Raw genomic sequence first — 20,629 nt, 5'->3', positions numbered from 1 at the left:
GAGCCTCGTCACGGCTGGAGCGTCTCGTAGGCCCCGGGCCGGTCGCGCTCGCGGCGGCCGCGCCACAGGACGACCGCCGCCACCAGCAGCACTCCCCCGGCACCGCCCGCGAGCAGGCCCGCCCAGTCCGCCGTGTCGTCGTCCGCCTTCGGCTTGTCCGGGCCGGAGCCGAAGTACTGCTCGCCGTAGGCCGCCGATTGCAGGCCCTCCGGCTTGAGGTCGGCGGCGGCCGTGATCGCGGCGGCCGGGTCGATGAACCCGAAGCCGCGGGAGTCGTCGCGCCCGCCGGTGGGGGCGTTGCGGGCGGTGTCCTCCAGGAGCTTCTTGATCTGGGCCGGCGTGAGCCCGGGCCGGGCGCCCTTGATGAGCGCCACGGCACCCGAGACGAAGGCGGATGCGGCGCTGGTCCCCCAGCCCTCGTAGTACTTGTGGTCCGGGTCGGCGATGACGACGTCGACGCCGGGCGCGCTGACCGTGGCGTACCAGCGGCGGGTGGAGAAGGAGGCGCGGGTGCCGTAGCGGTCGACGGCCGTCGCGGCGATGACGCCCGGATAGGCGGCCGGGTAGGAGATGTGGTCGCCCTTCTCGCCGCCGTTGCCGGCCGAGGCGACGACGACCGAGCCCTTCTTCAGCGCGTACTGGACGGCCTCGTCCTCGGCGGGCTCGGGGTGGGCGGAGGCGGAGTCGTCGCCGAGGGAGAGGTTGATGACGTCGGCACCCTGGTCGGCGGCCCAGCGGATGCCCTCGGCGAGGGCGTTGCCCCGGGTGTTGCGGGCCTTGGTGCGCTGCGGGTCGCCGTCCTCCAGGATTACGCGGACGGGCAGGATCTTCGCCTCCGGGGCGACGCCCAGCACGCCGTCGGCGTTGCCGCTGCCATGGCCGTGACCGGCGATGATGCCGGCCATCGCGGTGCCGTGGCGGGCCCACGCGCGGTCACCGGGACCGGCTCCGAAGCCGACCATGTCCTTGCCGGTGAGCACGTTGCCGGTGAGGTCGGGGTGGTCGGCCTCCACGCCGGTGTCCAGGACGGCGACGGTGATGCCCGCGCCCTTGGTGGTCTGCCAGGCCTCCTGGGTGTGCAGGGCCTCCAGGGCCCACTGCTTGGCACGGATGCCGTCGGCGTAGGCGGTGGAGGGCGGCACGAGGGCGACGGTGGCGGCGAGGAGACAGCACAGGAGCCCGGCCCTGCGGGTCGTACGGCTCGGACGGGTGCTCATGAGGGCTGCTCCGAGGGCGTGACGGCGGTCTTGCGCAGGCCGCGCTCGATGCGGTCGGCGAGGCCCTGGGCCTCGTTGCCGAGGCCCGCCTGGGCGGGGGCCGTGGTGGCGCCCGCCGCGGTGGCCGCCGGGGCGGACTGCGGGGTGTCGACCACGCGGCCGTCGGCCCAGCCGGAGACGGCGTAGACGACGACCGGCGCGTCGGTGAGGACGGAGACCGTCCACGCCGCGCGCTGCTTGTCGCCGAAGGCGGCGGCGACAGTGCCCTTCACGGCGTACGGCCGGGGCATCAGATCGGCCCGATCCGCCAGCTTCTCCTTGGTGAAGCGGGTGTCGAGCGCACGCATGGCGGCCGCGTCTGCCGTGGTGAACAGCAGACCGACGGTGGTCACATAGCTCTGGGTGGCATCGGTGTAGGTGGCCCGCAGGAGCCGCTGGCAGCCGACCGGGGCGAGGGTCTTGAGCAGCAGCGGGTCGAAGGCGTCGGCGCAGTCGCCGTCCGGGGCGACGGCGATGCGCGTCCAGGTGCGGTCGGCGCCGCCGGGACCGGCGCCCTGGCCGTCGACCGTGGGCGGGAACAGCTGATCGACCGGCACGTTGTGCCACAGACCGCCGGCGGTGGTGTAGGTACTGCGCTCGGCGGCGTCCGCCGAGTCCCCGACCAGCCAACTGCCGGTGACCGCACCGCCGATGAGCCCCATGCCGAGGACGACACAGACGGCGGCCGCGACAAGGCGTCCCCGCCGGCCGAAGATCCCGGACATGTCCCTGTACCCCTCGGGGCGCGCGAAGGTCACCACGGGCCGCGTGGCACCGAGGGTGCCGCCCGGGGCCATGGGAGCGCTCCAGGACAGGGACGGATCGGGGCCGCTCGCCGCCCCCGGGCCGCCATCGGTCCGCTGCGGAGCCTTGGGCGCGGGAGGCGCGGGAGGCGCGACAGGAACGGGCGGCACGGCGAACCCGGGCTGCCGCACGGCCGCCCCGGGGCTCCAGGCCGGCCCGTCGTCCGTCACCGCCGGGCCCGCCTGGCCCGCCTGGGAGTCACCGCGCAGACCGCCCCCGGCGCCCTCCGCCTCCGTCTCCCGCCGACTCCGCCCGGGCGCGGGCACCCAACTCCGGGGCAACGGCGACCAGGCGCTGTCGGACGCGGCCGCGGAACCGGCCGCGGACGAGGGGTCACCCGTCGAGCCCGCGGGCCGGGAGGGCGGCGGGCCGGCGGGCCGGGAGGGCGGCGGCGGAACGACGGGGCGGGTGCCCGCGCCGGCGGAGAAGAAGTCGCCCGCGGCGGCAGGCCGGGAGCTGCCCGAGCCACTGGGGTACGCACCCGAGCCCGCGGAGAAGAGGTCACCCGAGTCGGCGGGACGGGAGCCGTTCGAGTCGGCGGGACGGGAGCCGTTCTGGCCTGCGGGGCGTGAGCTGCCCGGATCGGCGGGACGGGAGCCGTTCTGGCCTGCGGGACGGGAGCTGTCCGAGTCGGCGCGACGCGTGCCCGCGGGAGTGGCGGTACCGCCGGGAAGGGAGCCCTCGGAGCCGGCGGGACGCGGGAGACCGTCACCGGCGGGACGGGCGCCGGAGGTGCCGGAGAGAGGTGAGCCGTCGGGGCCGGGCGGGCGGGTGGTCTCCCCGTCGGCGGAACGGGGAGCAGCCGTACCGGCGCGCGGGGCGGCGCCGCCCGGGCCTGCGGGACGCGAGTCCTCCGAGGAGGCGGGGCGGGTGGCCGGCCTGGTGGGCCGGGGGGCGCGGCGGAAGTCGTGGGGCGGGGCCGGGCGGGGGGCGTGGGGGGCGGCCGGGCGTTCTTCGGCTCGCGGGGGCGTCCCGGCGTCGTCGCGTCGTGGGGCCGGGGCGGGGCGGGCCGGCTGCGGCGGGATGTCCGGGAAACGGGCCGACGCGGGCGGCGGGGGCGGGGTCATGGCGTCCGTGTGCTGGGCCCGCAGGTCGGTGAAGCGGGGGGCGGTGCGGGAAGGGGAGGAATCCGTGCCCGCCGAAGGAAAGCGGCCCCCGGCAGACGGGAAACCGTCCCCGGAGGAAGGGAAGCCGTCCCCCGAGGCGGGGAAGCCGTCCCCCGGGGCGGGGAAGCCGTCCCCCGGGGCGGGGAAGCCGTCCCCGGAGGTGGGCTCGCCCTGGGCGGTCGCCTTCGCTCCGGCCGGGCCGGGATGCGCACCGTGCGTGGACTCCCGCTCAGCCTGCTGCCGCGGTCGGCCGGTCGGCGTCCGGGGCGGCGCGGCGGGCTCCTGCGGCTCGGCGGCGGGGGCCCGGCGCGCGGGGTCGCGTCGCGGCGGCTCGGCGGCTGCCTGGCCGCCGCTCTCCCGGTCCGTCGGGGCCGTCGGGGGCTCGGCCGGGCGGGGCGGGGTGGCGGGCCGGGGCGGGACACCGGGGTGGGGCGGCACGTCCGGACGCGGGGGGACCGAGGCGCGGCGTGCTTCCGTACTCATGCACCCCCCGTTTCCTCGTCCCCGGGCCGTCGTTCTGGTACGCGGGCGGTCGGTCTCGTGCCCGGGCGGCCCGGCGCGGACGCGACAGTCCGCCCTGGGCACGCATACCCGCACGGGCGGACCGGCATCCCGACACGGTTGCCCGGCCGGAGCCGTCCTCCGTGCGTGCGCGTCACTCTACGGCTTGTCGCCGGGCGAACGGGAACCAGTCCGCGACGCCCGGGGCTTCTGCCCGGAACGTCCCCCTACCCTGCGGTAATCCTGTCTGGCAGGCTTCGTTCATGACTGCGCGCGCCGCCGACCGGGCCCGTTACGACCGGGCCACCGCCCATCTCGACGCACCTCTCGCCCTCGTGGACCTGGACGCCTTCGACGCCAACGCCGAGGATCTGGTCCGCCGGGCCGGCGGCAAGCCGATCCGTGTCGCCAGCAAGTCCGTACGCTGCCGGACGCTGCTGGAACGCGTCCTGGCGAAGGACGGCTTCGCCGGCATCATGTCGTTCACCCTCGCCGAGTCCCTGTGGCTGGCCCGGTCCGGGTTCGACGACATCCTCCTCGCCTACCCGTCGGCCGACCGCACCGCCTTCGCCGAACTGGCCGCCGACCCCAAGCTCGCCGCCGCCGTCACCGTCATGGTCGACGACGTCTCCCAGCTCGACCTCATCGACGGCGCGCGCGGCGAAGGGCGCGAAGTCATCCGGGTCTGCCTGGAGTTGGACACCGCGCTGAAGTTCCTCGGCGGCCGGGTCCGGGTCGGCGCGCTGCGCTCGCCGCTGCACTCCCCCGCCCAGGTCGCCGACGTGGCGCGGGCGGTCGCCCGGCGGCCCGGTTTCAAGGTCGTGGGGATCATGGCCTACGAGGGGCACATCGCCGGGGTCGGCGACGCCGTCGCCGGGCGGCCCTTCCGGTCCCGGGCCATCCGGCTGATGCAGGCCACCGCCCGGCGCGAGCTCGCCGAGCGCCGCGCCGCGGTCGTGCGCGCGGTGCGGGCCGTCGTACCGGATCTGGAGTACGTCAACGGCGGCGGCACCGGCAGTGTGCAGCACACCGCCGCCGAGGACGCGGTCACCGAGATCGCGGCCGGGTCGGGGCTGTACGTGCCGCGTCTGTTCGACAACTACACGTCCTTCAGCGGCCGTCCGGCGGCCCTGTTCGCCCAGCCCGTCGTCCGGCGGCCGGGGGTGGGGATCGTCACCGTGCTCGGCGGCGGGTATCCCGCGTCCGGTGCCGCGGGGCCCGACCGGCTGCCCGTGCCGTACCTGCCGGAAGGGCTGCGGTACGACCCCCAGGAGGGCCCGGGCGAGGTGCAGACGCCGCTGCTCGGCTCGCCCGCCGACGATCTGCTGATCGGCGACAAGGTGTGGTTCCGGCACGCGAAGGCCGGTGAGCTGTGCGAGCGGTTCGACGTGCTGCACCTCGTCGAGGGGGACGCGGTGACGGCGACCGTGCCGACCTACCGGGGTGAGGGGCAGACCTTCCTGTAGGCGGCCGGCCGTGGGGCGTCCTAGAGCGGGGTCACGTAGGCCCCGGAGATCCCGCCGTCCACCAGGAAGTCGGAGGCGTTGACGAAGGAGGAGTCGTCGCTGGCCAGGAAGGCGACGGCGGCGGCGATCTCCTCGGCCTCGGCGAACCGGCCGACGGGGATGTGGACCAGCCGGCGGGCGGCCCGCTCCGGGTCCGTGGCGAACAGCTCCTGGAGCAGCGGGGTGTTGACCGGCCCCGGGCACAGGGCGTTCACGCGGATGCCCTCCCGGGCGAACTGCACGCCCAGCTCACGGGACATGGCGAGGACGCCGCCCTTGGACGCCGTGTACGAGATCTGCGAGGTGGCGGCGCCCATCCGGGCCACGAAGGACGCCGTGTTGATGATGGAGCCCCTGCCCTGGCGCCGCATGTAGGGGAGCGCGGCCTTGCAGCACAGGTAGACGGAGGTCAGGTTGACCTCCTGGACGCGCTTCCAGGCCTCGAGGCCGGTCTCCAGGATGGAGTCGTCGTCGGGCGGGGAGATGCCGGCGTTGTTGAAGGCGATGTCGACGCTGCCGTAGGTGTCGTAGGCGGCCTTGAACAGTGCCTCGACCTGCTCGGGGTCGGTGACGTCGACCTTCACGAAGGTCCCGCCGACCTCCTCGGCGGCCGCCTTGCCGCGGGTCTCGTCGACATCGCCGCAGACGACGTGCGCGCCCTCCGAGGCGAGCCGGCGCGCGGTGGCGAGGCCGATGCCGCTGCCGGCTCCGGTGATGACTGCGGTGCGGCCGACCAGACGGCGGCAGATGATCTCGTCAGGCGATGCGGTCACTGTGCGGGGCCCTCCGTGCTGATGAAGACGTTCTTGGTTTCGGTGAAGGCGGTCAGGGCGTCCGGACCCAGTTCACGGCCGACGCCGGACTGCTTGTAGCCGCCGAACGGGGTCCAGTAGCGGACGCTGGAGTGGGAGTTGACGGACAGGTTGCCGGCCCGGACCGCCTGGGAGACGCGCAGCGCCCGGCCGACGTCCCGGGTCCAGATGGAGCCGGAGAGGCCGTAGGGGGTGTCGTCGGCGAGCCGGATCGCGTCCGCCTCGTCGGTGAAGGGGAGCAGTACGGCGACGGGGCCGAAGATCTCCTCGCGGGCGGCGGGCGAGTCGGGTGCGGCGCCGGTGAGGACGGTCGGCGGGAACCAGAAGCCGGGGCCGTCGGGGGCGGTGCCGCGCAGTGCCTCGGCGTCGTCCGGGACGAACGACCGTACGCGGTCCACCTGTTGCCGGGAGATCAGCGGGCCCATCCGGGTCTTCTCGTCGGCCGGGTCGCCGACCGTCACGGCGGCCAGTTCCCGCGCCAGGTGGTTGGCCACCTCGTCGTAGACCGATTCCTGGACGAGGACACGGGTGCGGGCGCAGCAGTCCTGGCCGGAGTTGTCGAGGAAGGAGAAGGGATCGACCGCGGCCTTCAGGTCGGCGTCCGCGAAGACGATGTTGGGGCTCTTGCCGCCGAGTTCCAGGGTGACCGGCTTGACCTGCCGGGCGCAGCGTTCCATGACCTCGCGGCCGGTGCGGGTGGAGCCCGTGAACACGATCTTCGCCACGCCCGGGTGGTCGACGAGCGCGCGGCCGGCGACGGCTCCGTGGCCGGGCAGTACCTGGAAGAGGTGCTCCGGCAGGCCCGCCTCCAGGGCCAGTTCGGCCAGGCGCAGGGCGGTGAGCGGGGTGGTCTCGGCGGGCTTGAGGACGACGGCGTTGCCTGCCGCGAGGGCCGGGAAGGAGCCCCAGGCGGCGATGGGCATCGGGAAGTTCCAGGGGGCGATTACCCCGACCACGCCGAGCGGCTCCTGGAAGGTGATGTTCCAGCCGCCGGGTACGGGGATCTGGCGGCCCAGGAGCCGCTCGACGCCGCCGGCCGCGTACAGGAGCAGGTCGCGGGCGTTGCCGGCCTCCCAGCGGGCGTTCCCGAGGAGGTGGCCGGCCTCGCGGACCTCGAGGAGCGCCAGTTCCTCGACGTGTGCGTCGACGACGTCGGCGAAGCGGCGCAGCAGCCGGGCCCGGTCGGCCGGGGCGGCCGCGGCCCAGGCCTTCTGGGCGGCGCCGGCGCGGGCGACGGCGCGGTCCACGTCGGCCGCGTCCGCGGCCGGGACAGTGGCGACGATCTCCTCGGTGGCCGGGTTGAGAACGATCAGCTCGTGCGGAAGCGACTGCGCATCGGACAAGGAAGGGCCTTTCGCGGGCGGGTGCGCGGGTGGGTGCGTCAGAGACGTTCGAAGGAGCGGCGCAGCTCCCAGTCGGTGACCGCCGCGTCGAAGGCCTCCAGCTCGACGCGTGCCATGTTGCGGTAGTGCGCGACGACCTCCTCGCCGAACGCGGCCAGCGCGATCGGGCTGTCCGCCCAGATCTCGGCGGCTTCGCGCAGGGTGGTCGGGACGTGGGCGTACTCGGCGGTGTAGGCGTTGCCGGGACAGGCCTCGGGCAGCTCCAGCTTCTGTTCGATGCCGTACAGGCCCGCCGCGACAAGGCCCGCGACCGCGAGATGCGGGTTGACGTCGCCGCCGGGCAGCCGGTTCTCGAAGCGCATCGAGCGGCCGTGGCCGACGACGCGGAGGGAGCAGGTGCGGTTGTCGTATCCCCAGGCGACGGCGGTCGGGGCGAAGGAGCCCGGCTGGAACCGCTTGTAGGAGTTGATGTTCGGGGCGTAGAGGAGGGAGAAGTCGCGCAGGGCGGCGAGCTGTCCGGCGAGGAAGTGCCGCATGACGTCGGACATCCCTCCTTCCCCGTCGCCGGCCATGACGTTGGTGCCGTCGGCGTCGGTGAGCGAGAGGTGGATGTGGCAGGAGTTGCCCTCGCGCTCGTTGAACTTGGCCATGAAGGTCAGCGAGACGCCCTCCTGGGCGGCGATCTCCTTGGCGCCGGTCTTGTAGATCGCGTGCTGGTCGCAGGTGACCAGGGCCTCGTCGTAGCGGAAGGCGATCTCGTGCTGGCCGGGGTTGCACTCGCCCTTGGCGGACTCGACGGTGAGTCCGGCGCCGGCCATCTCGTTGCGGATGCGGCGCAGCAGTGGCTCGACCCGGCCGGTGCCGAGCACCGAGTAGTCGACGTTGTACTGGTTGACCGGGGTGAGTCCGCGGTAGTTCGCGTCCCAGGCGGCCTCGTAGCTGTCCTTGAAGACGATGAACTCCAGCTCGGTGCCGACCTGGGCGGTGAAACCGTGCCCGGCGAGGCGCTCCAGCTGGCGGCGCAGGATCTGGCGCGGCGCGGCGACCACGGGCGAGCCGTCGTTCCAGGCCAGGTCGGCGATGAGCAGCGCGGTACCGGCGTTCCACGGCACGCGGCGCAGCGTCGACAGGTCGGGGCGCATGGCGAAGTCGCCGTAGCCGCTCTCCCAGGAGGACATGGCGTACCCGTCGACGGTGTTCATGTCCGTGTCGACGGCGAGGAGGTAGTTGCAGCCCTCGGTGCCGTGCTGGAGGACCTCGTCGAGGAAGAACTGGGCGGCGAACCGCTTGCCCTGGAGACGCCCTTGCATGTCGGGGAAGGCCAGGACGACAGTGTCGATCTCACCGCTCGCGACGTGGGCGTGCAGCTCCTCGACGCCGAGCGGGGGTGTGCGGTCTGCCACGGGAAGGGCCTCCTTCGGCTTCCCCGGCTCCCCCGTCTTCTTCGGGCGGGCCGGGAGCCATAAGGTATTGCGGAGAACCATTGCTTGGGAAGGGGGCACGGCCAGATGTCGGTGGACGCTGACGGCGGACCGGACGACCGGTTGACGCCGGTACTGCGGCCGGTGCGGGCCGGGAACGGCTTCGAGGAGGCGCTGGAGCAGATTCTCCAGGTGGTACGGCTGGGCCTGGTGCCGGGCGGCGAACGGCTGCCGGCCGAGCGGGACCTGGCAGAGCGGCTCGGGATCAGCCGGGTGACGCTGCGCGAGGTGCTGAAGGTCCTCCAGGACCAGGGCCTGGTCGAGTCCCGCCGGGGCCGCTACGGCGGAACGTTCGTGCTGCCGCGTACGGACGCCGGCGGCGAGGACGAGCTGCGGCGGCGGATCGCGGAGGTCGACATCGAGGACGTGCTGCGCTTCCGTGAGGTGCTCGAGGTGGGCGCGGCGGGCCTGTGCGCGACGCACGGACTGACGGACGAGCAGGCGGAGCGCCTGCGCGAGGCGCTGGCCCGCACGGCGGACGCACCGCTGGCCGACTACCGCCGCCTGGACACGATGCTCCACCTCACCCTGGCCGAGCTGTGCGGCTCGCCCTCGCTGACCGCGCGGTACGCGGCGGTCCGGGCCACGGTGAACGACCTGCTCGACTGCATCCCGCTCCTGGTGCGCAATCTGGAGCACTCGCAGCGGCAGCACCTCGCGCTGGTGGAGGCGGTGCTGGACGGGGACGCGGACGGGGCGCGGGAGATGATGCGGGAGCACTGCGCGGGGACGGCCGCCCTGCTCAGGGGCTTCCTGACGTGAAAAGGTATGCATACGATCCATTGCGGCGATCCATTGCGGGAGCGGGAGGGCACATGACGGACGGTTCACGGCCCCTGATCGGCGTCAGCACGTATCTGGAGTCCGCGGCGCGCTGGGGCGTGTGGGCGCTGGACGCCGCGCTGCTGCCCGTCGGCTACCCGCGGCTGGTGCAGCGGGCCGGCGGACTGGCCGCGATGCTGCCGCCGGACGCTCCCGAGCACGCGGCGGCGACCGTGGCCCGCCTCGACGGCCTGGTGATCGCGGGCGGCCCCGATGTCGAACCGGTCCGCTACGGCGCCGAGCCGGACCCCCGCACCGGGCCGCCGGCGCGGGAGCGGGACGCCTGGGAGCTGGCCCTGATCGAGGCGGCGCTGGCGGCGGACCTCCCGCTGCTCGGCATCTGCCGGGGCATGCAGCTGCTGAACGTCGCGCTCGGCGGCACCCTCACCCAGCACATCGAAGGACACGCCGAGGTCGTCGGCGCCTTCGGCCGCCACCCGGTCAAGCCGGTCCCCGGCACGCGGTACGCCGCGGCCGTCGAGGAGGAGACCTCCGTACCGGCCTACCACCACCAGGCCGTGGACCGTCTCGGCACGGACCTGATTCCGTCGGCGTACGCGACGGACGGCACCGTGGAGGCCATCGAACTACCGTCCGCGACCTGGGTGCTGGGCGTCCAGTGGCACCCGGAGATGGCCGAGGACGTACGGGTCATGCACGCCTTGGTGACAGCGGCGCAACCGACAGCGGCGCACCCCAGCCCGTCCGGCGTTTGAGGACGAGGCCCTTTCGGGGCCGAAGGGGGGTCTGGGGGCACCGCCCCCAGGGTCGGGAAGGGAAGGGGCGGAGGCGGGGGGCGGGAGAACCTACCCCCGTGTCAACGACAACAGCTCCCGGGCCGGCCCCGCGGGCCGATGCCCCGTGGGCCACACCGCCCGCAGATCACGCGCCAGCGCAACCCCCTCCACCGGCACCTTCACCAGCCGCCGCAGCCCCAGCTCCTCCCCGACCGCCAGCTCGCTCAGCACCGCCGGCCCCGCCCCACTGACCGCCGCCGCCTTGACCGCGGTCGTCGAGGAGAGCTCGATCAGCGGCCGGGCCAGACCGCCCAGCGCCGTGTCGAGCACCTGCCGGGTCCCCGAGCCCTTCTCGCGCAGGATCAGCGGCGTCGAGGCCAGCTCGGCCGCGGGCAGCGGCCGCCGCCTGCGGGCCCACGGGTGGGCGGGCGCGACCACGACGATCAGATGGTCGTGGGCTATCACGGCCGAGTCCAGGCCGGGCGGCACCGTGAGGCCCTCCACGAAGCCGAGGTCCGCCTCCCCGGAGAGCAGCCGCTCGGCGACGGCCGCCGAGTTGCCCGCGAGCAGCGACACCGCCGTGTCCGGCCGCCCGGCGCGCAGCGCGAGCAGCCAGCCGGGCAACAGGTACTCGGCGATCGTCATGCTCGCCGCCACCCGCAGCCGCGAGTCCCGGCGGACCCGCAGCGCCTGCGCCCCGGCGTCGAACGCCCGGGCCGCCTCGACGACCCGCCCCGCCCAGTCCGTCACCAGCGCGCCGGTGTCCGTGAGCCGGGAGCCGCGCGGCGAGCGGTCCACCAGGGCCACGCCCAACTGGCGTTCCATGGAACGGATCCGGCTGCTCGCGGCCGGCTGAGTGATGCCGAGCTCCCGCGCGGCCGCGCCCAGGCTGCCCAGCCGTGCCACCGCCAGCAGCAGCTCCAGCGCGCCCAGGTCCGGGACGCGGTGCGCGATCGAACCCGTTCCGCCGTCCGCGGGCTGTTCCTCGACACTCCCCATAAGCCCAGCGTATGTCCCCATAGAGCCGTACTCCCTGGTCGTGGGAGGACGGCCGGGCGACCGTGGAGGCATGGTCACCGCCGCCCAGCCCCTGTACGCCCTCCCCCGTGTGCCCGCCGGCGCCGTCCGTCACCTCGGACCGAACTGGTACGCCACGGTCATGGGGACCGCGATCCTCGCCACGGCGGGAGCCGCGCTCCCCGTCCGGCCGCCGGGGCTGCGGCCGCTCCTCACCGCCTGCTGGGCCCTCGCCCTCGTCCTGCTGGCAGCCCTGCTCGGCGCCCGCGCCCTGCACTGGCGCCATCACCGCGACCAGGCCCGCGCCCATCTGCTGGATCCGGCGACGGCGCCGTTCTACGGCTGCCTGGCGATGGCGCTGCTGGCCGTCGGGGGCGGCGCCCTCACCGTCGGCCGGGACTGGATCGGCGTCCGGGCCGCGGTCGCCCTGGACGCCGTGCTGTTCACCGTCGGGACGGCCGTCGCGCTCACAGCCGCCGTCGCCGTCCCGTACCTGATGGCCGTACGTCATCGGGTACGGGCGTGCCAGGCCACGCCCGTGTGGCTGCTGCCGCTCGTCGCGCCCATGGTGTCCGCCGCGCTCGGGCCGCTGCTGGTGCCGTATCTGCCGGCCGGGCAGCCGCGGCAGACACTGCTCCTGGCGTGCTTCGCGCTGTTCGGCCTGAGTCTGCTCGCCACGCTCGTCATGCTGCCGGTCGTGTTCGCGCGGCTGGTGACCGGCGGGCCGCTGCCTCTCGTCCTCACCCCGACCCTGTTCCTCGTCCTGGGCCCGCTCGGGCAGTCCACCACCGCCGTCGGAAAGTTCGCGGAGGCCGCTCCGGGGGTGCTGCCCGGCCCGGACAGCCGTGGTTTCGCCGTGCTCGCCGTGCTGTACGGGGTGCCCGTCATGGGGTTCGCGCTGCTCTGGCTGTGTCTGGCCACCGCGCATGTGGTGCGGGCCCGCCGGCACGGGATGGGTTTCGCGATGACCTGGTGGGCGTTCACCTTCCCGGTCGGCACCTGCGTGACCGGAGCGGCGGCGCTGGCCCGGCACACCGGGCTGGTCGCCTACGACGTGCTCGCCTGCGCGCTGTACGTCGTCCTCGTCACCGCGTGGGCCGTCGCCGCCACGCACACCGTCCGCGGGCTGCTCAGCGGTGAGCTGCTCGCAGCGCCTCAGCGAAAGTAACTTCTCGCTCGCACCTCCAGACTTCACCCATCTTTGCTGGAGGGCCACGGCTTGTTCCTCAAAGCATTCGAGGTTCGGTGGAGGCCAGAGGGCAGGCGCGCGTTCCTGAGGCTTGTGAACGCGGTTTGGTGATCCATGTCAAGCCGCGTTCACAGACCTTGTCGTGGTCTGGTTCGGGTCAGGCTTCTGCCCTCGTGGAGCGACAGTAGTTCGCCCAGCGCCTCCACCCCGCACTAGACGGCTGATCTGTAGATGGCCCGGACCGGATCGATCTTCACCAACGAGCCTTTCAACGCAAGTTGGCGGAGAACGCGCCGCGCTTCCTTTTCTGCGGCCCGCTGGTCGGTTGGCTCATGTCCGGAGTCGCGCAAGGTAGTCACGGTTCGCTGCGTATCCCAAATACCACCCAGAGCCGCGATCGCCTTGGCAACGGCATCCTTGTGCGTCTGTGGTACATCGATCATTGATACCTCTCACTAATCTCTGATATATAGAAAGCGAAGGTAACGCCAATATGAGAGCCTTCGTGCTCCCATCGCCAGCAAGTCTCTTGATTGACTCAAATAATGCAGGTCCGTCGAGCTTGCGCGAATACTGGCAATCCGACCATCCAGCTCTCTTTTTCGCCCCCTAAGATCTTCTAATTCATCCTGGTGCATATCTGCTAGGCGTGTACGAATGGTCGCGAGATCCTGCCTAGCCGCGCTTCGCTTCTGCGCTGCCTCCTGGTCGACTGCCGACTTTCGAGTCGCGATTGACTCGAATCGGGACTCGAAAGTTCTATCAATTTCTGCTTCTTCCTCCGCGGACAAGCGTATCGGGCACGATGCTCGAGCCGTCTCTTCGCATTGCTGGCGCCACACGTACAGAGCGCCTGCCTTCGCTGGCCCGATTCCAGCTACTTTCAGGGTCCTTCCATCACCTGTTATCAGCAAGGCATCTGATCCTCCTTTGATTCGTTTTACTCCAGAAATGTCTGCCGCAGTAAGAAGGTTAAGCGCCGCAAGTGAAGAAATGTTCTTCGAGGTGAATCCAGACAGATTGGCGTCAGAAAGAAGGAAAGAAGGCAACCTCTTCCCAATCCAGGGTTCTTGAAGGGGGAGCAACTTTTCGGAGAGAACGCCATCCTTCTCCGCCCGCAGGCTGCGCAACTCCTGTTCTAGCGCTTCTGCTGCCAAAATTCTAGCTGATTCGATGCGCGCGTACTTCCGATGAAGCTGGCGCGTCAGATCTTGATTCTGGTCCTTATTATTTTCGATCCTTCCTTCTTCATCTTCTATGATTAGAGTGCGTTCCTTGTGAGCCGTCGCGTAATTGGCTGAAGCCTCTTTGGTCAGCACAAGGAGCTGATCCAAACTTTGTTGCTTATTACGGAGAGCATCTAGTTCGCCACGCTTTACTCGGGAAATAGCAGCTAGGGCAAAGAAGAGGCACAACATGAAAGATACGCCAAGAATGACGGCACCAGAATCAACGAACTTAGTAGTTCCTGCGATCAGTGGAGCAGTGACGGTGAGCACTCCGAGTGAAGCAAGAAGGAACTCGTGTCGATGCCGGCCTCGAAACGATTCGACAGAAAAATCCTGCCTGATGGTGTTAGTTGAAAGGTGACCGTCGAGCCACGATGGCCGACCCGACTGCGTTTTACTAGCAAGCTCCACAGTGTCATTGGACAGGTCGTTTCGCGCCACTGCTGCGTCAGTGCAAAATAGATTCAAATCAAGCTTTGATATTTCTTCAAAAGGCTTTTCGCAGAGCAACCTCAGCTGGTTCATAGCAGTGCTGATTGTAGGGCTGGAATGACGCAAGAGTCCAGGAAAGTGCGCCGAGCTAGCCGGATCTGAGAAGTCATCTTCGGACAGGATCAAATACTCGCCGTCGGCGTCGTGCAACTGCGGCCACAGCGCAGGATCCGCAGCCACAGCGATAAGCGAAGCGTAGATTACCCATGCCGAGAAATTGTCCATAGCGGGACCGAAATTACCGAGAGTCCGATGTGGAGACTGGTAGTTTCGATGCCCGATTTCGTTGCCTGGTTGGCCAGCCAGTGCTGGCACAAACAAGCCGTCATAGTCGACCAACCGCAACGTGCGATCTTCAGCAACTAGCAGATTCCCGTGCTGAAGATCACCGTGAGCTATACCGTTACGGTTGAGATCACTTACAAGTTCTGCAAACTTGCGAGCTATCTCTGCCACCGCCGTCTGGTCTTGATGGTGAGTGCTCATCCATTGTGATAGGTGAACTCCATCGACCCAATCCATCTTCAGAATCGGATAGCGGACACCTTCGACTAGAATCCCATCAGGTATATACTCAAAATTCATTTTCCACGGCTGCGAAAGGGACCCGGTGTCGACCTGGGCAAGGTGTTCACTGATCGTTTGGTACCTGCGTTCTTGATCAGTCACATGCCTTGTGAAGCACTTGATCGCTGTACGTCGTTGGCCATCAGCGCCAATTAGTGAAAAGACGGTGGCCGAGCTCCCAGACACAGGCTTCGGCATGCCAATTACATTCAGTGTGGGTTTGGAGTTCCTGAGATCATCATGATGGAAGCAAAGTCGTGTGTCCTGAAGGGCGGTGGAGTACTGAGCTCCGGTCGGAAGTCTACGAATTCCTTGTTCCTCCACCGCTTCGTCACGAAAGTCTGTCACCCGTTCACCCCGAAGTGCGGATATGCATAAAGGTTACGTCGTCGTTTCGCAAGGTACCGCTTGCTATCAAAGAAGACAACCACGACTCGAATGCCGACCTATTTTCGGTACGGCTGAATCCTCTTAATTGATCCAGAATCCCTTTCAGCTCGCTCGGATGAGTTTTCTCAACAGTGGATAGGAACCAGGCTGCAATGGAATCTGTCATGAGAAAGAATTCATCGCCGTGCTTGAAAGAGCCATCCAGGAAAGCTGTGCGTCGGCAAACAAGTTCCCGATTGGCATTGCTTCCCAAGAGACTTGGCGTATTACCGAAGTCGGCTGACGACTCGACGGGGAAAAGGGATATAATCTCGTTCCCTCGTATTTGGAATATGCAGGAGTCTCCCAGAGCGGCCGCATGCCAGGAGCCATCTTCCTTTCCCTCGTATACCGGCTGAGAATGGCCGTACTCAAGGCGTACGGCTAGAAGTGTGGCGAATGCCCCAGACGCTAGTTTCGCCTCCTCATACCATTTCAGCGGGCGGCCATCAGTAACACGCTGATCAATGTAACGGGCAAGCCACCGTTCCCAGTGGCCCGCGAGTTGGTTCATGAAGTGACGAAAACTGGGGCCGGGGCCCGTTAGAATTTCAGGAACGAAATAGGCTCGGTGGGCAACCCGTCGGGTGATCATGGTCGACCATGCCTGCGCAAACATACTTTCCGATGCGCCGTCGGAAATAACCGCCACTACTGGCCCGAAGCACTTCTTACTGAGAGAACTCTTCGGAATTACGCGGCAGGAGTCCTCACACTCGCTCTCGCTGTTTCCCTGTTTAGGTATCACTACGGCTTTAACTGTAATGGAATAGGTCACCGCAGGTCCGTGGAGCGTGTGCCGATATCGAGGAACTGAACCACGGCACTAATGTCTGCATTGTAGACAAATCCGCGAGTTTCATCGCTCACTCGGTGGCCCAACGATGTCGCATAAGAACGCATGTGGCCGGGAAGTTGACTCGACATCGCGAACAACAGGCGGGAGTGCGAGTCGGGCAGCGCGGCGTCAGATTGAGGAAATGTTACGGGTTGACCGCCGGCAGCAGATACATGGAGGTTAAAAAGAAGGGCCGCACCGTCTGCGGTCGTGTGAGTGCAAATTGCCGTACCGGAGTCGGCTGGATCGCCGTCTGTTGACTCACCGTCCGTGAGGTTAAGTACAATTGGAGGGAAGCCTCCCGGATGTCCTTCAACCCAGCTAGCAACCAGACTATTCGCATACTGAAGTGCTCGGTTCATTGGTGTACCCCCGTCCGCCACTGGCTCCAGCCAAACCGGAAAGCTGGCAGCGCTGTCTACGAGACCACCTGCGCCGTCGGGCACTCTCTTGATGCGTTGGTCCACCCTTGCCGGATTGTCTGCGATCTGAGAAAGGGGGACGAGATCGCGATCTGCGAGTTTACCGCTGAACGCGGATCCTACAGACTGGCCGTATCCGATGACCGCAACCTCAAAGTAGTCGCGAACTCCCGATTCTTTGGCACACTTAATTGTCAACTCGTAAAGAAGGCGATTGATGGCGTCCGCGACGACTTCTGATTTCGGTTGCGGGATGTCGCCGCCGATCGCGCTCGCCATGGATCTAGAGCGGTCCACCAAGAAGATGATGCAAGCGGGATTGGTACGGCTGATCTCTGCGGTATAGACCATCTCGGCCTCCTGGACTGCGTGAGTCGGGTTGAGCCCAGGTTGCACCGTGGCGACTCACCCCCTGTCAGAAACCGTTAGTCTAGTGGCCTTTGTTGCGCACGACAGAGCTTCGGGCGAACTCAAGACTGAGAGCTGAGCGAGGCGCGGCGCTCAAGCGTCTGGGGGGGGAGGCCAGCAATTTGCTATCAGCTCGCAGTGAGTCAAGGTCTGTGCGGCTGCTCGTAGGTAACGTACGGTCGGGTGCGCACGATCCAGAAGCGGAACTTCGGCTTCCGGATTAGTGGGGCACTCGAGATCGGCTGTGTAGGAGTGGAGGAGGGGCATGACGGAGGAAGAGAGTGGTGTCGGGAGACGACTAGCCAGATCTCTCAAGCGCCAGGCCGCCGAAGCGGAGGCGATACTGCGTACACGTCGTCGGGTAAACCGGTGGTTCCGGTTTTGTTCGGGAGTGGTGGCGTTCGCTGTCCTCGCTGCTGGCCTAGCTTCGGCGGCTGCATGGGGCAATTCAATAGTGGCGAAGTTTGACCTGGTCTTCGGCGTCCTTGTGGCGGCCTTCGGTGGAACTGCTCTAAGCATCAAGAAGTGGGTTCGGCGCCGGGGGCTCCCCTCGCTTGAGGAGGCTGAAGCCAGCCTTGAGCGAATTCGGGATGATCTGCGTTGGACGGAGGCGGGCAACGCTGTTGCCAGTCACGTTAGTCAGAGTCTCTATAAGGCGGATATATCTGCTCATATCTCACAATATCAAGAGGAGAGTGATAAGTATCGAAAAACCCACAACAGGCTTCAGTCGGTGATTATTGTGGGATCCCTTTGCACAACAACCGTTGCTGCGCTGCAGGCGGGTCCCATGACGGTTTATCAATGGTTTACGGTTGGTTTCAGTCTCGCAGTGGGACTTGCTGCGGGATTTATGGGGTATTTTAAGTTTCGTGAGCGAAGTTTCTATCTTCAGCAGACCGCTGATCTGATTGAGCAAGAGGTTAATGCGATGACCTTGGGTATTGCAGAATACTCGGGACTGAGCCGTCAGGAGGCCCTCGCGCGTCTCGTTGAGAGAGTCGAAGTATTCCGGAATGAGCAGCGACGTCGGCAACAGCAACTGGACCAACCAGTGGAGGAGCAAGTTGCTGGATCCGCTGAATGGAGTCGGTCTTCAGCCGGGCCGAGCTAGCTGGCTTCGCGATTTACAGCTCAATTCGTCGAATGCTTTACCGAGCTGCGGGGCTGACGACACTGACGCAGCTGAGCCACCTTTAAGACGGACCAATAGAGTTCAAGGCGAAAGGGGTGCGGAAAGTGGCAATCAGAACGGAAGCTCGGTCTTGGCTGCACCCCGCTCGACGGACATAACCCGCTCATGGAAATCACGCGTGGACGCTTCCCGCGGGTACCGGGAGCGAAGTTCCTTGTCCAGCTCGTCAGCGACTAAAAGCAGCGACGGGAGAGACTTCCTGTCTGCTTCGAGAGCTGTGATACCCATGCCGATGGCTTCCTCTACGTCACCAGTACGTGCGGCGGCAACTCCGAGGGTCAGTCGGGCTTCTGCTGCACGCATGGGTGAGATCTCCGTGCCATTGGGGCCGGTGCTGATGCGGATTACTGAGCGGGCGTGGGCTGCGGCGCGTTCGTCGTCTCCGAGGAGACGGTAGGCGTCCATCTCGTAGAAGTCCCACTTGCCGGGGTCGATGATGAAGTGATGTTCGGGGTGGTCCGGGCGCGGTAGGCGGTCCAGGCGGGCGCGGCCGGCGTCGAGAGAGTCTCGGACCAGGCGGCTGTCTCCCATGCGGGCGGCGGCGCGGGCCTTGTGGGCGTAGAGCTGCACGCCGACGGAGTGGGTCTGGTCGGCGACGTGGCCGGCCTCGACGGCTTCGAGCATGTCTTGCCAACGGCTCTGTGTGAGGGCGAACCACGCCTCGATCTCCCATGCCCACGCCATGATCTCGCCGTGGCCGGCCTCTTGGCCAATGCGGAGTGCGGCGGCTTTGCTGAGGTTCGCGGCCTCGCGCTGGCCTCGGTCGTACTGGACGCACGCGTTCAGCAGGAACAGCCATCCGGTGTCGACGAGTAGTTCCCGGTGCTGGCGGAGGGTCGTCCGGCCTTCGAGTTGCTTGGTGACGTACTGGAGTCCGTTGCGGGTGCGCTCGTGGAGGTCGTCGGCATCGGCGTACGGATACGCGCGGGCCAATTGGTCGATGCCTTGTTCGATCGACTCCAGGGCGGCGCTGTTGATGCTGGACATCTCCGTGCGCCTCAGCATCTCGGCGATGTCCCACAGGCCGGCTCCGCCCTGTGCAATCAGGGCGCTGGGGTCGTCGGACTTGGTTGTCGTCGCCGGTCGCTCCAACTCCCATGGGCGCGGCGCGAGTCCTGCGAGGTGGCCAGGGATGCGCAGGCCGTCGACGACTTCGAGGATCTTGTAGTGCTGCGTGATCCGTGGGCGGACGCCCGTGCCGTCGGTCTCCGGGCGGGCCATCTTGCCGATGTGTTCGCGCTTGTAGCCGACGGCTTCGGAGATCTTGGCGTAGCTGATGTGGCCGTGGAGCCTGGCGAGTCTGAAGACCTCGCCGAAGTCGTGGTTGGCGATCGCTGACCGCACGTCCGCGCGCTCAAGCACGTGCGGCGGCAGAGCTGCCGGTGTTGGTGCTGCCTCGGTCATCTCACTTCCCCATCGTGATTGACCTGACGCCCTTCGTCAGATCGGCTCTCTCGATCTGCACTCACGTCCGGATTCCGAGTGTACCGGTGAGGGGGGTCCCCAAGAGGGGGGAGCGGCAGGTGGGTTGATGGGTGCACCCTCATCACCCTGCCGAGAGATCCTCGGTTGACGTGACCTGAGACGGGACCCGTTCATGGACGCCAGAAGAGCGCAATCACATGCGCACTTAGCCGGTGAACTGGATGCGCACGCCCACTGGTTCACCGCGCCGGATCCCTCGTCCGGCGGCCACTACCTGTCGCTGACTCTCTTCGCGGACTGCGGCAACGCGGCACGCGTTGCGCGTGACCATACGGCCGAATTCCTCCGGGGCGTGGGCGCCAGCGAGGTGGTGGACGATGCCCGGCTGATCGTTTCAGAGCTGGTTGGGAACGTCGTGAACCATGTCGTGCCGGAACGCTCCCTGACACGTCCCGGCGGTTCCCGTCGTGTCGACGTGCACTTCAAGGTGTGGCCGAAGTGGCTGTTCATCGGGGTTGCGGATGAGGACTCGTCACCGCCGCTGCTGCCGCTTGGTGACACGTTCTGGCCGGGGCTGATGGAAGAGCTGTCGGAAGCGGTCCTGCCGGACAGCGGCCGTGGGCTGCTCATCGTCCAGCGCTTGGCAGCGGCGGTGTGGTGGACACCGGAAGACCGGGGCGGCAAGACCGTGTGGTGCCGCCTCGACCTCGACGCAGGCACCCGTGCCCGGCCGTCTTGATGATCTCCGGCTGTCGTTGCGCTGTTCGCTCTCGCACGAGTGCGCGGCGGCCGGTGCCGGAAGGTAACTCATCCGGCGAACGGGGCGTGGCTCCTGGGTCGGTTCGCTGAGTCCCCACTCAGCGCCTGGGGGTCACGCTTCACAACCTCATACCAAGACCGGGCCACCCCATCAGCCCTGGAAAGCGAAGGGTGGCCCGGTTGGGGAACACGAAGATCCCCGGTGCCGATGGTACCGGGGCCTTCGTGCTGTGCATCTGCCCTGGGCCAAAGAGAGTTGACGATCCGTTATCTGATTTAGGGCAGAGGTGGG

17 protein-coding genes are annotated in these 20,629 nt (G+C 68.1%); 6 read left to right on the top strand and 11 right to left on the bottom strand.

The annotated features are described in order from the left end of the window. Positions 1–8: 8 nt before the first annotated feature. On the bottom strand, positions 9–1,217 hold the full coding sequence (gene mycP, locus OG933_RS34800; protein ID WP_405630838.1) for a type VII secretion-associated serine protease mycosin: 1,209 nt from the start codon (positions 1,215–1,217) through the stop codon (positions 9–11). Continuing rightward, positions 1,214–3,649 (bottom strand): hypothetical protein, encoded by a 2,436-nt coding sequence (locus OG933_RS34795; protein ID WP_405630837.1) that lies wholly within the window; start codon positions 3,647–3,649, stop codon positions 1,214–1,216. The genes mycP and OG933_RS34795 overlap by 4 nt, the downstream gene beginning before the upstream one ends. A 281-nt stretch (positions 3,650–3,930) precedes the next feature. Between OG933_RS34795 and OG933_RS34790 the strand changes: the two genes are divergently transcribed. Continuing rightward, positions 3,931–5,133 (top strand): amino acid deaminase/aldolase, encoded by a 1,203-nt coding sequence (locus OG933_RS34790; RefSeq protein ID WP_020132309.1) that lies wholly within the window; start codon positions 3,931–3,933, stop codon positions 5,131–5,133. A gap of 20 nt (positions 5,134–5,153) precedes the next feature. Here the strand turns inward: OG933_RS34790 and OG933_RS34785 are convergent, their stop codons facing one another. From OG933_RS34785 to OG933_RS34775, 3 genes are read right to left on the bottom strand one after another with little or no spacing between them, the layout of a single operon-like run. Further along, complete coding sequence (locus OG933_RS34785; RefSeq protein WP_020132308.1) at positions 5,154–5,945, bottom strand: 3-oxoacyl-ACP reductase; 792 nt, start codon at positions 5,943–5,945, stop codon at positions 5,154–5,156. Next, complete coding sequence (locus OG933_RS34780; RefSeq protein ID WP_405630835.1) at positions 5,942–7,327, bottom strand: aldehyde dehydrogenase family protein; 1,386 nt, start codon at positions 7,325–7,327, stop codon at positions 5,942–5,944. Before OG933_RS34780 ends, OG933_RS34785 begins: the two co-directional genes overlap by 4 nt. Before the next feature lie 38 nt (positions 7,328–7,365). Beyond that, positions 7,366–8,730, bottom strand: a complete 1,365-nt coding sequence (locus tag OG933_RS34775; RefSeq protein ID WP_362533955.1) for a glutamine synthetase family protein — start codon at positions 8,728–8,730, stop codon at positions 7,366–7,368. A 105-nt stretch (positions 8,731–8,835) separates the two neighbouring features. On the opposite strand from OG933_RS34775, the gene OG933_RS34770 reads away from it, so the two are divergent. Beyond that, positions 8,836–9,570, top strand: coding sequence for a FadR/GntR family transcriptional regulator (locus OG933_RS34770; RefSeq protein WP_020132305.1), 735 nt, complete (start codon positions 8,836–8,838; stop codon positions 9,568–9,570). A gap of 53 nt (positions 9,571–9,623) precedes the next feature. Continuing rightward, the gene (locus OG933_RS34765; RefSeq protein WP_405630833.1) at positions 9,624–10,346 is read left to right on the top strand and encodes a gamma-glutamyl-gamma-aminobutyrate hydrolase family protein; all 723 of its coding nucleotides are present in this window, start codon (positions 9,624–9,626) and stop codon (positions 10,344–10,346) included. Between the two features lie 90 nt (positions 10,347–10,436). On the opposite strand, the gene OG933_RS34760 is transcribed toward OG933_RS34765, so the two are convergent. Continuing rightward, positions 10,437–11,366 (bottom strand): LysR family transcriptional regulator, encoded by a 930-nt coding sequence (locus OG933_RS34760; protein WP_020132303.1) that lies wholly within the window; start codon positions 11,364–11,366, stop codon positions 10,437–10,439. A gap of 70 nt (positions 11,367–11,436) precedes the next feature. Here OG933_RS34760 and OG933_RS34755 point away from each other — a divergent pair, with 70 nt between their 5' ends. Beyond that, on the top strand, positions 11,437–12,552 hold the full coding sequence (locus OG933_RS34755) for a TDT family transporter (protein WP_405630830.1): 1,116 nt from the start codon (positions 11,437–11,439) through the stop codon (positions 12,550–12,552). Between the two features lie 233 nt (positions 12,553–12,785). Here the strand turns inward: OG933_RS34755 and OG933_RS34750 are convergent, their stop codons facing one another. The 4 genes from OG933_RS34750 to OG933_RS34735 form a co-directional block, all read right to left on the bottom strand. Further along, complete coding sequence (locus OG933_RS34750) at positions 12,786–13,016, bottom strand: hypothetical protein (RefSeq protein ID WP_405630828.1); 231 nt, start codon at positions 13,014–13,016, stop codon at positions 12,786–12,788. Positions 13,017–13,028: 12 nt separating this feature from the next. Next, positions 13,029–15,059, bottom strand: coding sequence for a protein kinase domain-containing protein (locus OG933_RS34745; protein ID WP_405633591.1), 2,031 nt, complete (start codon positions 15,057–15,059; stop codon positions 13,029–13,031). Positions 15,060–15,213: 154 nt separating this feature from the next. Beyond that, complete coding sequence (locus OG933_RS34740; protein ID WP_405630826.1) at positions 15,214–16,068, bottom strand: hypothetical protein; 855 nt, start codon at positions 16,066–16,068, stop codon at positions 15,214–15,216. Further along, positions 16,065–16,901: a vWA domain-containing protein gene (locus OG933_RS34735; RefSeq protein WP_405630824.1), complete on the bottom strand. Its 837-nt coding sequence runs from the start codon at positions 16,899–16,901 to the stop codon at positions 16,065–16,067. Before OG933_RS34735 ends, OG933_RS34740 begins: the two co-directional genes overlap by 4 nt. 322 nt (positions 16,902–17,223) lie before the next feature. Here OG933_RS34735 and OG933_RS34730 point away from each other — a divergent pair, with 322 nt between their 5' ends. Continuing rightward, positions 17,224–18,072 carry a DUF4231 domain-containing protein gene (locus tag OG933_RS34730; RefSeq protein WP_405630821.1) on the top strand — a complete coding sequence of 283 codons (849 nt, stop codon included), beginning with the start codon at positions 17,224–17,226 and terminating at the stop codon, positions 18,070–18,072. A gap of 132 nt (positions 18,073–18,204) precedes the next feature. On the opposite strand, the gene OG933_RS34725 is transcribed toward OG933_RS34730, so the two are convergent. Further along, entirely contained in the window at positions 18,205–19,557 is a 1,353-nt protein-coding gene (locus OG933_RS34725; RefSeq protein ID WP_405630819.1) for a tetratricopeptide repeat protein, read from the bottom strand. Positions 19,558–19,750: 193 nt separating this feature from the next. On the opposite strand from OG933_RS34725, the gene OG933_RS34720 reads away from it, so the two are divergent. Further along, entirely contained in the window at positions 19,751–20,317 is a 567-nt protein-coding gene (locus tag OG933_RS34720) for an ATP-binding protein (protein ID WP_020132298.1), read from the top strand. Positions 20,318–20,629: the final 312 nt, after the last annotated feature.

The sequence above is a fragment of the Streptomyces sp. NBC_00016 genome (assembly GCF_045040885.1).
Classification (GTDB): Bacteria; Actinomycetota; Actinomycetes; order Streptomycetales; family Streptomycetaceae; genus Streptomyces; species Streptomyces coriariae.
This window is presented reverse-complemented; position numbering and strand designations above follow the sequence as displayed.